This is a genomic window from Pseudomonas sp. UMAB-40 (genome assembly GCF_900095275.1).
Lineage (GTDB): Bacteria > Pseudomonadota > Gammaproteobacteria > Pseudomonadales > Pseudomonadaceae > Aquipseudomonas > Aquipseudomonas mandelii_B.
In genome coordinates, this window is the sequence record NZ_LT607568.1 from 42519 (window position 1) to 56265 (window position 13747).

The 13747-nt window shown below is 59.1% G+C and carries 13 protein-coding genes; 7 read left to right on the forward strand and 6 right to left on the reverse strand.

The window, feature by feature from the left end:
* Positions 1-5: 5 nt before the first annotated feature.
* Together K0F88_RS23130 and K0F88_RS23135 are read right to left on the reverse strand one after the other, a co-directional pair.
* Positions 6-476 (reverse strand): DUF2271 domain-containing protein, encoded by a 471-nt coding sequence (locus K0F88_RS23130; RefSeq protein WP_219096653.1) that lies wholly within the window; start codon positions 474-476, stop codon positions 6-8.
* 92 nt (positions 477-568) lie between these two features.
* Positions 569-892 (reverse strand): PepSY domain-containing protein, encoded by a 324-nt coding sequence (locus K0F88_RS23135; RefSeq protein ID WP_219096654.1) that lies wholly within the window; start codon positions 890-892, stop codon positions 569-571.
* Between the two features lie 132 nt (positions 893-1024).
* On the opposite strand from K0F88_RS23135, the gene K0F88_RS23140 reads away from it, so the two are divergent.
* The 5 genes from K0F88_RS23140 (at position 1025) to K0F88_RS23160 (ending at position 6114) form a co-directional block, all read left to right on the forward strand.
* Positions 1025-1684, forward strand: coding sequence for a response regulator transcription factor (locus tag K0F88_RS23140; protein WP_219096655.1), 660 nt, complete (start codon positions 1025-1027; stop codon positions 1682-1684).
* Entirely contained in the window at positions 1681-3024 is a 1344-nt protein-coding gene (locus K0F88_RS23145; protein WP_219096656.1) for a HAMP domain-containing sensor histidine kinase, read from the forward strand. The genes K0F88_RS23140 and K0F88_RS23145 overlap by 4 nt, the downstream gene beginning before the upstream one ends.
* A 564-nt stretch (positions 3025-3588) precedes the next feature.
* A complete protein-coding gene (locus tag K0F88_RS23150; protein ID WP_094467843.1) occupies positions 3589-4236 on the forward strand; it encodes a hypothetical protein in 648 nt (215 codons plus the stop codon).
* 256 nt (positions 4237-4492) lie between these two features.
* The gene (locus K0F88_RS23155; protein WP_094467842.1) at positions 4493-5620 is read left to right on the forward strand and encodes a saccharopine dehydrogenase NADP-binding domain-containing protein; all 1128 of its coding nucleotides are present in this window, start codon (positions 4493-4495) and stop codon (positions 5618-5620) included.
* Positions 5621-5622: 2 nt separating this feature from the next.
* The gene (locus K0F88_RS23160; protein WP_094467841.1) at positions 5623-6114 is read left to right on the forward strand and encodes a DUF2269 domain-containing protein; all 492 of its coding nucleotides are present in this window, start codon (positions 5623-5625) and stop codon (positions 6112-6114) included.
* A gap of 33 nt (positions 6115-6147) precedes the next feature.
* Here K0F88_RS23160 and K0F88_RS23165 read toward each other — a convergent pair whose 3' ends face one another.
* Positions 6148-6894 (reverse strand): SDR family oxidoreductase, encoded by a 747-nt coding sequence (locus K0F88_RS23165; protein ID WP_094467840.1) that lies wholly within the window; start codon positions 6892-6894, stop codon positions 6148-6150.
* A 179-nt stretch (positions 6895-7073) separates the two neighbouring features.
* Between K0F88_RS23165 and K0F88_RS23170 the strand changes: the two genes are divergently transcribed.
* Positions 7074-7643 (forward strand): YceI family protein, encoded by a 570-nt coding sequence (locus K0F88_RS23170; RefSeq protein ID WP_094467839.1) that lies wholly within the window; start codon positions 7074-7076, stop codon positions 7641-7643.
* Positions 7644-7656: 13 nt separating this feature from the next.
* On the opposite strand, the gene K0F88_RS23175 is transcribed toward K0F88_RS23170, so the two are convergent.
* Positions 7657-8115 (reverse strand): hypothetical protein, encoded by a 459-nt coding sequence (locus K0F88_RS23175; protein WP_306823153.1) that lies wholly within the window; start codon positions 8113-8115, stop codon positions 7657-7659.
* Between the two features lie 294 nt (positions 8116-8409).
* Between K0F88_RS23175 and K0F88_RS23180 the strand changes: the two genes are divergently transcribed.
* The gene (locus K0F88_RS23180; RefSeq protein WP_094467838.1) at positions 8410-9537 is read left to right on the forward strand and encodes a diguanylate cyclase; all 1128 of its coding nucleotides are present in this window, start codon (positions 8410-8412) and stop codon (positions 9535-9537) included.
* 246 nt (positions 9538-9783) lie between these two features.
* Here K0F88_RS23180 and K0F88_RS23185 read toward each other — a convergent pair whose 3' ends face one another.
* Together K0F88_RS23185 and K0F88_RS23190 are read right to left on the reverse strand one after the other, a co-directional pair.
* Positions 9784-10269: a DUF3592 domain-containing protein gene (locus tag K0F88_RS23185; protein WP_094467837.1), complete on the reverse strand. Its 486-nt coding sequence runs from the start codon at positions 10267-10269 to the stop codon at positions 9784-9786.
* A gap of 190 nt (positions 10270-10459) precedes the next feature.
* Positions 10460-13747: Ig-like domain-containing protein (locus tag K0F88_RS23190; protein ID WP_257605334.1), on the reverse strand; the 3288-nt coding region annotated here is incomplete at its 5' end.

Below are 13747 nucleotides of genomic sequence, written 5' to 3' on the forward strand. Positions count from 1 at the left end.
AGGTGCTACAAATCGTAAGTAAAGGACTCGACATAGGTGCTGCCGGTTGCCGGCTTGCCAGTGCCCTTGGACGTCAACGGCACGCTGACATCGGCGCGAGCGTCGCGTTTGTCCTCGACGGCGCTGTCGATGCGGATCTGATACCCGGCATCGATCAGGGTGTCTGCCAGTTCGACGCTGACCTTGAGCGTGCGCCCGCTGCCGACACTGGCGCCGCTGACGCCGTCAAACTCGCTCCGGTTCATCCCGCTGCCACGGGCCCAGTCGCCCAGGTGCTTGTAGTACTTGGCCTTCTTGCCGGCCACCCACAGGGTTTTCTGGTATTGGCCATTGGCGTCGGTCACGTAGATCGCCAGGTAAGCATCATTGCCGCTGTAGTCCTTGAGCTGGGTGGTCAGGGTCACTTCCCGGGCCTGGGCCAACCCCGGCAGGGCAATGGCGCCGGCGAGGCAGGTGGCTGCGATGATCTTTTTCATGAGGGTGTCCTTTTGATCGTTAGGTCGAGAGCCTGGACCTGCTTGCTGACAGCAACCTGAATCGCAGGAAAAACTCATCGACAGGTGAGGCGTCATTCGGAGAGCGGGCTGCCGAGGTAATCCCTGGCATCGCCGTCGTTGCGGAAATGGATCTCGAGGGTGCGCAGGCGCAACGAGGCCGGTGAGTAGTTGGCTTCGATGACGTTGCCCTTGCGGTCCAACCCCTTGAGCTCGTAACAACCGTCGTCGACCTTGATGCGTTGCACGCTCCAGCCGTATTGCCGCTCGACCTGCTCACGCAGGTTTTCGCGCGGTTGCCAGTCGCTCACCGGGTCGCTGCAGTCGTCGTCGGCCAAGGCGTAACCGCTAAGCAGCAGGCTCAACAGCGCGGTATGGGCAATAAAACCTGTTTTCATGATCTGTCTCCTGCCGAGGTCGGCGTCTGTGGCATACCCTAAGGTGCATTCCTGACAACCAGCTGAATCTTCAGATTCACGTCAGGTAAGGCGATTAAGGTGCGGCACGACAACCACCACAGGAGGTGCCCGATGCGGGTTTTATTGGTCGAGGACGCCCCAGGCTTGGGGGAAGCGGTGCGCGAACAGATCGCCGATGACGGCCACGCCGTCGATTGGGTGCAGCGCCTGGACCATGCGCGCAACAGCGTGCGCACCACGCCTTACGACCTGATCCTGCTGGACCTGATGCTGCCGGACGGTCGCGGGCTGGATTTCTTGCGTCAGCAGCGCTCGGCGGGGGACGTGACCCCGGTGATTATCCTGACGGCCCAGGATCAGATTTCCGATCGCATCGCCGGCCTCAACGCAGGCGCCGACGATTACCTGGTCAAACCGTTCGACCTGTTTGAACTCTCGGCCCGTGTGGCAGCGGTGGCCCGACGTTACAGCGGCAACCCCAATCCGCAGATCAGACTTGGTGATTTGCAGGTCGACATGAGCGCCCGCACTGTGCAGCGTGCCGGCACCACCGTGGACCTGACGGCCCGCGAATGGGCGCTGTTCGAAGCGTTCGTGCAGCGCCCCAGCGCGTTGTTGTCCAAGTCGCAGCTCGAAGAGCGGCTGTATGCGTTCGGTGCCGAAATCGAGAGCAATACCATCGAGGTGTACATCAGTCGGCTGCGTAAAAAACTGGGGCGTGAGCTGATTGAAACCGTGCGCGGCATGGGCTACCGGTTGATGACCGCATGAAGTCTTCTTCAAGCCTGCAAAAACGCCTCGGCCTGGGCCTGACCCTGGGCATGACCTTGCTGTGGCTGGGCGCGACCGTCGGCGCCTGGCTGGTGGTGCAACATGAGTTGAACGAAGCGTTCGACAGTGCGCTGGAAGAGACTGCGCAACGGATCTTGCCGCTGGCGGTGCTGGAAATCAGCAACCGGGAGGAACCCCGTGAAGCGCAGCACGTTGCGACGTTGAAAATGCACAAGGAATACCTGACGTACCTGGTGCGCGATGCCAGCGGCAAGATCCTGATGCAGTCCCACGACGCCAACCCGAAGATCTTCAGTAAGCGGCCGACCGAGGGATTTTCCACCTCTGAAAAGTACCGCTTGTATGGCGCCAGCGCGTTGCGCGAAACGTTGTTCATTGAGATCGCCGAACCGCTGGATCATCGCCGCGAAGCCGCGCGGGAAGCCTTGTTTGCCTTGTTGTTGCCGCTGTTGGCGCTGATCCCCGTCAGCCTGTTGGGCACCTGGTTGTTCGTGCGGATCAGCCTGCGCAGTGTGTTGGCGTATCGTCGTGCGGTCGAGGCGCGTGGCGTGGGTGACCTGTCGCCGATCAAGGTGGCCCGCCTGCCGGCAGAAATCGATCCGTTGGCCGAGGCGGTCAACCACCTGCTGGAGCGCTTGCGCAAGGCCCTGGAGGCCGAGCGCAGCTTTACCGCCAACAGCGCCCATGAACTGCGCACGCCACTGGCCGCGACCCTGGCGCAGATCCAGCGGTTACACCACGAGGCGCCCGAAGGGCCGTTGCGAGTGCGGGCGGCGAAAATCGAAAACGCCTTGCGCGAACTGGCGCGGCTTTCGGAAAAGCTCATGCAACTGGCCAAGGCCGAGGGCGGTGGGCTGTTGTCCGAAACGCCTCAGGACCTGATTCCGTTGCTGGCTCATGGGGTCGACGAGTGGAACCAACGCAGCGGCCAACGTATTGAGTTGCATCTGCCAGGCCAGGCCAGCGTGTACTCGAACATCGACCCGGATGCCTTTGGCATTTTGTTGCGCAACCTGATCGAGAATGCGCGGAAGTACGGCGCAATCGATCAATCGATCGAAGTCAGCCTCACCGAACAGGCACAACTGCGGGTAGTCAATGGCGGCCCGGCGGTGCCGGACTCGGTGTTGCAGCACCTGACCGAGCGTTTTGTGCGAGGTCACAGTGAAATGAGCGGTTCAGGACTGGGCCTGGCGATTGCCAAAACCATTGCGCAGGGGGTCAATGCGAGTATGAAATTGGTCTCTCCTGCAACCGGTCGACAAGAGGGTTTCGAAGTATGCATCGGGTTACCGCTCGCGTCGGCGATTGAAGACTGACGTCGGCCTGGTCGTTGTCGTAAATTCGCTTAAGTGAAAAAGTCCGACTGTTTCAACGGTGAGGGTAGTAAATGAGAGCGGCTCTCTCTTGCACTTTTCGTAAGTAGCGCAACAACTAATGGATCCAATAGAATAATCTGACGCTCCTCTAATTTAAGCGGGCCAGTTATCATGCGGCTTTCCGGGAAGTTGCCGACTTACCCTCGGGATGAGTTGCTTTGACTGAAGTAACCGTTTGTCGGTAGCCTGCTCAAAAAATGAACATTCTAGCCTCTGTGCCCTCTGATGTTTCAGCATGTCACCATGACATGCTATTGCTCTCGCAAAAAAAGAAGTGGAAAAACAACCTCATGTGCAGTGAATGAAAATGAGGATTTTTTTATCTGAAAATCAGGAGGTAACAACTAAGCCGGTCATTGAATTGCCAGGTAATTCAATGGGCTAAGCAGTGTCAGGTCGACGATTTGGCATATCTTATAAAAAGTAAGATCGCACAGGGTTTGAATAGCGAAATGCCCTGTTGAAGAACTGATCTGTACTATCGAATAAGGTGGAGAACTTACCGTGGCGATAAATACAATTATGAGCCTGCAGGAAAACAAAGAATGTATGGAGTTTTTGCGACTGGGCGTTATTTACGTTCATTTGGTGTCGTGTTGTGTGGCTATTGGTCTGGTGTTGACCAGTGATATTGCAATGGTTAAAGATTTGTTGAAACGGAAAACGTCCACTGGGCATGATCATGCTCACATGGAAAGTCTGCAGAAGTCGGTGGTAGTTGCGTTAATCGCGTTGTGGGTAACCGGTATCGCCGTCATCGGTATTGATTACCTCGATAAAGGTATGAACTACTTCATGAACCCCAAACTTCACGCCAAAGTCATTATTGTCATCTTGCTGACTTATAACGGCATGTTGTTGCATCGCCTGGTATTGCCCGCGTTGCAAAAGGCCGGCTCTTTGCTCGATCTCGGATTCAGCGCACGGATGCTGGCGCTGTTTTGCGGCTCGCTGTCGGCGGTGTCGTGGATGTACGCGGCCATGCTGGGCGTCGGTCGCCCATTGGCCTGGAAATACTCGCTTTCCGAACTGTTGTTGGCGTATCCGGTGCTGATTGCACTAGGTTTCCTGACCATGCTGGTGTTGACTCAGCGAGTCAGACAACAGGACTACGCCGTTATCTCTGCGCGGACCGTTGCGAGCCAATGCTAGGCCCGTTCAGCGCGTAAGTCTTTAAGACTGACAGGGGCGACCTACTGAGTGCAGAGGCCATACAGGCCTGTACTCGGGAGGTCGCTTTTTTTGTCGTCCCCTCAGTGCGTAACTTTAAGCGGGCACGGTGTATTGATGTTCGCTAATGACCTGCAGTGCTTCGCTGCTTGCCTGTCCGTTAGATATCAGTAAAGCTTTGCCGCGCCCGGTCCCGGGCAGGTTGGCGACATGATCCAATGGTTAAGGAAAGCGTTGAATGGCACTCAGGGTGATGGTGGTCGGTGGCTACGGAAATTTCGGTAGCATCGTTTGCAGGCATTTGGTCGCGATGCCGGGCGTTGAGCTGGTGATCTCGGGCCGCGATTCACACAAGTTGCAGCGCAAGGTCGATGAGCTGAAAACCCTGTCCGGCCGTGTCTGTGAAAGTTGGTGCGGTGACGCCATGGGCAGCGCGTTCTGCTCCACGCTGAGCGCAATGGGCATCCAGTGGGTCGTGCACACCGGCGGCCCGTTTCAGGGGCAATCCTATGCGGTCGCGCAAAGCTGCATCGACGCGGGCATCAACTACTGCGATCTGGCTGACTGCCGCACCTTCGTCAATGGCATTGATGTACTCGACGCGAGCGCAAAGCACGCCGGCGTGGCCATTCTCAGCGGGTGCAGTTCGGTGCCGACGCTGTCGTCGGCGCTCATCGACCACTATCGTTATCGCTTCAAACGCATCGACTCGATCGAGCATGGCATTTCTTCCTCGGCGAAGATGCCCGGCCTCTCGACCGTCGAAGGCGTGCTGGCCTACGCGGGCAAACCCATCAAGCAGCTCAAGAATGGCCAGGTAAACGAGGTGCTGGGCTGGCAGGACCTGACCCTGCGCAAGATGCCGCAATTGGGGGCCCGTGTTCTGTCCAATGTCGATGTGCCGGACATGGATATTTTCGCCGGCCGCTACGGCGCCCATACCTTGAGTTTCAAGGCAGGCTCGGGCCTGAAGCTCGGTGGCGTGGCCAACTACGTGCTCGCCGAGGCGCTGAGAATCGGGCTGGTGCGGGACTCTGCGGCGTGGGCGGCAAGGCTGCACCGCTGGGGGACGTGGTTTGAGCGATTTGGTGATGGCTTGAGTGCGATGTACATCGATGTCGAAGGGCAGGGCGTTGATGGGCAACCGCTGTCCATGACCGTGCAATTGACGGCGCACAACGACAAGGGCCCTGAAATCCCGAGCTGCGCGGCCGTGGCGTTGGTGGCAAAACGGGTTGCGGGTTACGCGCCGGCCCCCGGTGCCCGTCCTTGTGTGGGCGAAATCAGCGTCGACGAGTACATGGCCGCGATCAACGATCCGGCCAATCTGCAGCTGTCCGTGCGCTTTTCTGACGAGCAGGGCTGAGCATGCTCTATCTGTGCCTGAAGTACCTGCACGTCATTGCCGCGATTTTCCTGTTCGGGTTCGGCATGGGCTCCTACCTCTATCTGATCGCTGCCAGTCGCACGGGCAACCCGCAAGTGATCGCGCACGTCGCCAGAATGGTGGTGCGTTTTGACACCTGGATTACCACCCCGGCAGGCTTCATTCAGATCGTCACCGGTTACCTGCTGATGAAAGTGTCCGGGCTGCCCATGAGCACGGAATGGATTCTGACCTCGTTGATCATTTTCCTGTGCGTGGGGTCGTTGTGGCTGCCGGTCTTGGTGCTGCAAAAGCGGCTGCACGGGATGGCGTTGAGCGCGGTGGAGACGGGCGAGGGGCTCGATGCGCAATACCGGTCGGTCTACCAGAAGTGGTTCTGGATGGGCGTGGCGGGTTTTGCGGGGATGTTTGTGATCGTGATGATGATGGTCACGAAGATGACGCCGATGCAGTTGATCGAGGCGGTGGCATAGCGCATCGCCTCAGATTTGATTGGGCTTTGTCATCTAGTGAGTCTCAAGCCAGTCCTGAAACCGGGTTGCGCCGATCATGGGATTGGCGCCCGGTGTCAGCGACTGGTCATTGATCGGCGCACCAAAGTAAGGAACCGTGTCGTCCGCGACGGTCTGGCGCGGGTCCCGGGTGTGCTTCAAGTAGTCGCTCGCGAACTCGATGAGGGGGCGGTTTTCAGGGCCGGCCACTTCGACGGTCTGATTGGTCGGTGCTTTCAACGCGATGTTCGTCAGTGCCGCCGCTACATCGGCCGAGGCCACCGGTTGCAGCGCGGCGGACGTCAAGTGAATGGTGTCGCCTTCCTCGCGCCCGGAGTGGGCAATGGCATGGATAAACTCGAAGAACTGCGTAGCCCGCAGAATGGTGTACGGAATCCCTGACTTTTTGATGAGTTTTTCCTGGGCCATTTTCGCCCGGAAATAACCACTGTCGAGCATGCGCTCGGTGCCGACCACCGACAGCGCAACATGGTGTTTGACGCCGTCGATCTTCTCCGCCGCGATCAGCTTGTGCCCGGCGGTTTCGAAGAAGTGCAACGCCGCGTGGTCTTCGAACGAAGGCGAGTTCGAGACGTCGACCACCACGTCCGCACCTTTCAACGCCTGCGTCAGCCCCTCGCCGCTGATGACATTGACGCCGGTGCTTGGCGACGCCGCCAAAGCATCGTGCCCCAGATCCTGCAGGTTCTGGCAGAGCTTGCTGCCGATCAGCCCGGTGCCACCGATGACGACGATTTTCATGTCCTGTCTCCCGAAGCGGTGAGTGCTTGAGACATTAAACACCTGCCCGGGCGGCCGTATCGGGCGCGGATGCACGTTGCCGACAGGTGGTCGGAAGTCTCGATGCCAAGTGGCATAAACGGCGGTTCTTTGCTTTAGTCCACCTGTCTGGCCAGCGTATGCCACGACCGGAGCATCCCATGAGTTCTCTATTCCCGTCGTTTTCCGTACTGGCTGTTGCGTTGGCCTTTGGCGTTTTTTCCTGTGCCGAAGCCGCCGAATATACGCAAGTAAATGAAACCGCCAGCACGATCTCCTTTACGTACAACCAGTTCAGCTCGCGGGTGTACGGCACGTTTGGCACGTTCAAGGCCACGCTGGATTTCGACACGGCAAACCCCGCAGCGGGCCATGCTGCGCTGACCATAAAACTAGACAGCATCGATGCCGGCAGCGAGGACGCCAACACCGAACTGCGAAAGTCCGCCTGGTTCGACACGCAGAAGTATCCCGAGGCGACGTTTGAATCGACAGGCGTGAAAACGCTGGGTGACCACCGCTATTCGATCACCGGCGAACTCACGCTCAGAGGCGTCACCCGTGAGGTGACCGTTCCGGTCCTCCTGAAAGAGGAGAACGCCATCGGGATCTTCGATGGCCAGCTAACGCTCAAGCGTAGCGACTTCAAGGTCGGCGAGGGTGAATGGGGCGACACGGTTGTTTCCGACGACATCTCTATCCGGTTTCGGATGGTTGCGCCGCAGCGTTAGCGGTCAGTGGGGTCTAACGGCAAGCATCCGCCACCGCCTTCTCGGCCCGTTCAATTTCCTGCTTGATGTCCGTGGTGATCCGCTGTTCCTTAAACTTCTGTTCGAGGAATTGCTGGCTGCCCTGGTTTTTCAGCTCCGCGTCGGTGGCGGCGTCCTGCGCCTGCAACTCGGCGGCGTGCGCGTCTATGACGGCCTCAACCTCGGCATCATTCTTCGCGGTATCCAGGGAACTGACCAGTTTGCCGACTTCGGCTTTCTCGGCTTCGGCGTAAGCATCGACAGACAGCCCGGCAGCCATCGCTCGCGCTCGAATTTCCACCTCTTCCTTGTGCTGTTGAGCTGTCTTGCACACTGCATCCCGGCGCGCGCGCTCGCCAGCGTTCCATTCGATAAATCCATAAGTCGTCACACCTATCATGGTCAGGGTAATGACGGCGCTGATAAATTGGGCTCTCACATTGCGCAACCTCAACAGTCAAGGGGCTCCCCCCGTATTTGTGATTATCACCCGATTCCATTGGAGGCCTCAAAAGCGTAGCAGGGCGAACGCATTGCACGTTGACGATGCATGTCATCGGACTTGATAACTACGGGACGTGAGGAGCGCACTTGTGTGCTATTACTTTTCTGACGATTGTCACTGAGGCCTTCAGGGGCGCATTAGAGCGAATGTGCGAGTACCCACAAGTTGTAATTGTTTGTTTGCCTGAGTGGCAGGGTGCCACAATCGCTTTTTTTGTCGCAGCATCATGATCAGGCGGATCAAATGGGTGGCCCAGGATTTCGGCACGACCAGGATTTTGTCATCGCAGCGCAGGTGCGCAGTGATCGATTGCATCAGTTATTCCACCAGTCATTCCCTGCAATCTTCGGCAGCTTTCTGGCCGCGATCATGCTGTGCGGGCTGTGCTGGGAGCGTTTTGATCACGCCGTCATTTTTACGTGGATTGGGCTGCTGACAGCGTCGTCGTTGCTGCGCATCCTGATGTTCGTGGCCTGGTTTCGCTGCCCTGACAGTGAGCGCACCCCGCAACGCTGGGAGAAGAGATACGGGTTCACGCTGATGTTGTCCGCCGGTATCTGGGGGGCGGGTGCGTTTGCGGTCATGCCGGCAAACGACCTGTTGGCCCAGGCACTGGTCATGCTTTTTGCCGTGGGCATGTCGGTCAGCGCGGTGTCGTGTTATTCGGCGTATCGATACATGACGTTGGCGTCCATCGGCCTTGTGTTGTTGCCGTGTACGTTCTGGCTGCTGTTTCAACCGTCTGCGATCCAGGTCGGCATGGCGCTGGCCGTGATTGTGTTCGCCTCATTCGTGGCCAGCGCGACACGCAAACTGTCCGAAGCCCTGGAAACCGCCTTCCAGCTAACCCGCGAAATGGAACGCGCCCATCGCATTGCCACCTACGCCGCACAGACCGATGAACTCACCGGCCTGAAAAATCGCCGCGCTTTTTTCGAGCATGCCCAGCAATTGTTCCATGACTGCAAACACAACCGGTTACCGTTGTGCGCGGTGATGCTGGATATGGATCACTTCAAGCACATCAATGACACATACGGTCATCAGGTCGGGGATCAGGTGTTGCGGCAGATGGGCGTGATCATCAATCGGTCCTTCCGCGACACCGATGTCTTCGGCAGGCTCGGCGGTGAAGAGTTCGCGATCCTGCTCCCGGACACCTCCATTGAAGTTGCCCTTAACATCGCCGAGCAACTGATCCAGTCGATCGGTGGATTGATGACCGGGCCGGTTCACCGCATTTCGGCCAGTCTCGGTGTGGCAGCGATGGATATCGGCGACAACGATTTTCAAAGTTTGCTGAATAACGCGGATAAAGCGCTCTATCGAGCGAAGGCGCGTGGGCGTAATCAGGTGGCTGTTTCGGAGTAGGGATGTGGAGAGGTTTTTCGGCCCTGCTTGAAAGCATTCACGCGATACAACGAGCGCTGGACAACCTGTGGCGAGGGAGCTTGCTACCGCTGGGCTGCGAAGCGGCCCCCAGCGTCCATTCAGACAGACCGGGTTGTCCGAATTTACGACTGCTTCATAGCCGAGCGGGGCGGTGCGACGTTTCGCTAAACCCCCTCGCCACAGGTTCTTGCTCGACTGAAGATTGTCTTAAGTGAACAGCATGACTCAATAAAACCGGTCCTCTTCCTTCATCGCATAAATCCGCACCAGCGTCCTGGCCGATATCCCCAGGAACAACAACGCCAGCAACACCCCACCCAGCATGATGTAAAACCCCGGACGATTGCCGTTTAGCTCTCGGGCAATGCTGTTTTGCCCCGGTAGCCAGCGCGAGTAAAGCAGGTCAATGCTGCCGCCGGTTTCATACGCGGTTTTCTGTGCATAGCGCTCGTCAACGTATTGATCGTCGTGCGCCTGGCCGTTGTCATCGGTGTAGCGGTAATGGATCACTTTACCGTCGCTATTCATCAGGATGTCGTCCAGCTGCGTCACCGTGCCGGTGGTCTCGACGGGGCTCAAGCGGATGGCGGCGTAGGCAATGCCCTCGTGCCGGGCCATGCCGGCGAGGATCAGCACCACGCAGCAGGCCACGGTGAGCAGGATCACGCGGTTGAACAGGTGATCTTTTTCAGCTTCTCGGGGGTAATACATCTCACGGTCCTTCGTCTGTGGGTTCAGAGGAAGGAGTCGGCGAGCGGAGGGACAACTTTAGTCGAGTCGGATCAAATGGCGATTACCCGCTGCCCGTCCCTGGCCCCATCCAGCAACCGATGCACCGAACTGCTGTAACCGTCTGACGCCCGGTCCACCTTGCATGGACCGGGCGCCAACCGATGTCACTTCAATGCGCCGCTATCGGCACGGTCACGGTCTTCCCGAACGTCGAACTGACGGTGACGGTCGGGTTTGGCGTCGGTCCATTGCCGGTGGTGGTCACGGACACCCTCCAGCGAGCTCCCGTGCCGGTCGGGGTGAGGATCGCGGTCCCCAGGTTAAGTGGCCCACCGGTGGTGGTCGCGGTGACGGTCAGGGTGTTGCCCGTTCCCCGCGAGGTCGTGCCGGATAGGTCCCAGGTGTAGCGGTTGTTGCTGCGAGCGGTGACGGAGGCGCTGGTCACCAGCAAGTCTTCGTTGACCGTAGTGGTTGCAGCGACCGACACGGACACCGTTGCCGGGTTCTCCGAGACGGCATCCTTGGCGTCACTGGCGTTATACGTGAAGGTCGCGGTGAACGGCTCGGCGACGGAGGCCGGTGGCGTGTAGATCACTCGTACGCCGTCGGTGCTGACTGAGCCCTGGCCGGAGTCCGGCTGGCTGAGGCCCACCACTTTGAGTGGCAGGTTGCCGTCGGGGTCGGTGTCATTGGCCAACACGTTGATGGTCAGCGGCAGACCGTTGCTGCTGGTGGCGACGTCAGGGTTGGCTATGGGTTTCTTGTTCTCGCCTTCGTGATCGTCGTCCCGATCGCCGGTGCGGAAGGTTGGCAGTGCGGCGGAGTTCACGTAGGTGACACCGTCCCAACCCGGCAGTGGCGTTGGCATCAACTGGAACTGGCCCGGATGCTCGACATCCCATCGCAACAGCATCGAAGAGTCTTCGTGCTGGGTGTTGTGGCAATGCTCCATGTAAGTGCCGGCGAACTCGCGGAAGTGGATCGCCATTTCGACGTCCACCGAACTGTCGATGCCTTCGCCGATGCGATAGACGTCTTTGCGTGCACCTTTTTCCCATTCCGGCGGCGCCTTGCCATCGCGGCTGAGGATGACGCCTTCTTCGAAATGCACGTGCACCGGGTGATTCCAGCCGTTGCCGCCATTCTTGATTTTCCAGACTTCGAGCGTGCCGTCGCCGGAGAACCCGGCGTCGGTCGGGCCGTTGGCCAATTGTGGCGCGGCACTGAGTCGGCGAGGGTCCATGTTGTAGCCAAAACCGCCGTCGGTCTTGACCGTCCAGGGCGCTTCATCGGTGCCGTCGGAGCGACCGAAAATGAACTCGCGATGCCGCGCCAGTTTGATTTTGGCCTGGTCAGTCGGGCTGTCGCGATTGATGGTCAGAGGGATCATGATCTTCCCGGCGGGTTTGCCCGGTTTGGCAGGCTCATAGGCCACTGGGTCCATGCTCTGGTCCTGGCCGGAGTAGGGTTGCACGAGCAGTTGCAGGAACTTGCCAACGGTCGGATCGCCTTTGTCCCATTGCGGGCCCTTGCTGGTTTGTTTGATGACGGCTTTGTATTTCTCGGACAGCACGTCGGCCAGGGACAGTTCGTTCTTCTCCGGACCCTTGCCGGTCTTGTGTTCCAGCAAGTTGACGAAGTACAGCTTGTCACCGGTTTTGATGCCGTTTTTCGCAAAGTTGACAATGATGTCGTAGCGTTCGGCGATGCCCTGGGTGGGCAGGATTGCATTGTGGTCCTGCCGGTCACCGTCGGCATCCAGGTCCATGCTGCCGTCGAAGGGCACGGCGTGTTCCATGATGTTGCCGTCGTTGCCGATCAGGTGGAACGGCACCCGGTTGTAGGAAACCCCCGAACCCGCCGGCCCCGGAAACTCGCCGCCATTGCCGCTGATTTCACGGACCAGAGCCAGTTTGAAGTAGCGAGATACCGAGCCGTTGAGAATGCGGAAACGGTAGCTGCGCGCCCGGACTTTCAAGCGCGGCTGGTACTGCCAGTTGACCAGGATCTGGTCCCCGAGAAAGCCGTCGGTGTTGAACGGGTTGAACCACAACTGGCCGTTCGCGTCCCAGGCTTTGTCGGCGACCACCAGGTTGACGTCATAGTCGCGGTTGCCCCACGGCAGCGCCGAACCACTGGGCAGGCGCAGGTTGACGCCATCCTCGATGGCTTCGTTGCCGCGATCCAGCGCGCTGTAGTAATTCATCATCACCGCGTTGCCCTTGTAGACGTTCTGCGCGGTGAAATCGAGCATGTGGTCGTGGAACCAGTGGGTGCTCATGGTTTCGCGCCAGTCGCCACGGATCTTGATGCTGCCGTTTTCACAGGTTTTCAGGCCCGGGTTGGCATCGTTGACGTACAGCGTTTCGCCCGGTGCACAGGGGAACGCGGCGCGCGGATCTTGCGCGGTGGTGTTGATGGTGTCGTAGCCGGCCAGTTGCATCGGCCAGCGATAATCGTAGTACTGCCCCGGAAAAAAGAACGCGTTGGCGTAGCCGTCGCTTTCGGCGGGGGAGTGACCGTTGTGTTCGTGGGTGCTGATGGTGTGCAGGCCAAAACCGGCGTTGGCCGACGGGTCGATCGGCAGGGCGTTGTAGTGACGCATCAGCAACGGTTGACCGTAGCGCACCATCAGCAATTTCGGCGGCACGGAGCCGTCGAAGGTCCACAGCGAGTTGTGATTCTGCAACGGCATCTTGGAGTGAAAACGCACATCGATGCCCTTGGTGGTGCCAGCGGTTTCAGGGATGTCCGAGGTTTGGTAGTAGAGCCCGCCGGGGGCGAACTCGCCGTTGGCGTAGTTGTGCAATTGCTTTCTGTCACGCAAGCCCTGGTTGGTCCGGGCGCCCATTTGCACAGTCTTGTACTGAACCTGAGGATAAAATTCGTTCCAGCGCTGATGCGACCAGCCTTTTCCCGGTGGCCGGCCCTCGGCGGGCGAGCCGACCGGATGGCGATTGAGGAAGGCTTCGATCTGCGCCTTCCACGGGTTGCGATCCAGCACATTGGAAAACTGCGACGGATACGGAAACAATCCCGGCTGGCGCATGAATGCTTCAATCGCGGCACTCGAAGGGCCACTGCGGGCGACGTTGTTCGGATCCTGCTGCGGCGCCGGGCCAGTGGTGGGCACCGGGAACGTCAGGAGTTGCGGCGGGGTGGTCGGGTCGAGTTTTTCCGGGCCGAATTCTTCGAACAGCAGCAATTGCTGGGTAAACGGTTCGGCCCCGAACAAGGGGCTGGGTTTGCCGTTGGTGGGGAAGTTGAACGACGTCTGCACGCTGGGTGGCAGCACGTTGTCGGCCCGCGGCGTGTCCCGGTCGCCGAACGCGCCATTGGGCAGGGCCAGTGCGCCCTGATTGGCTTCCGGCAAGGTCTTCAGTGCCTCCAGCGCGGCGGCCGGATCGGCGGGAGGATTGGTATACGCCGAGGGATCCGTTGGTGGCGGTGGGCTGAC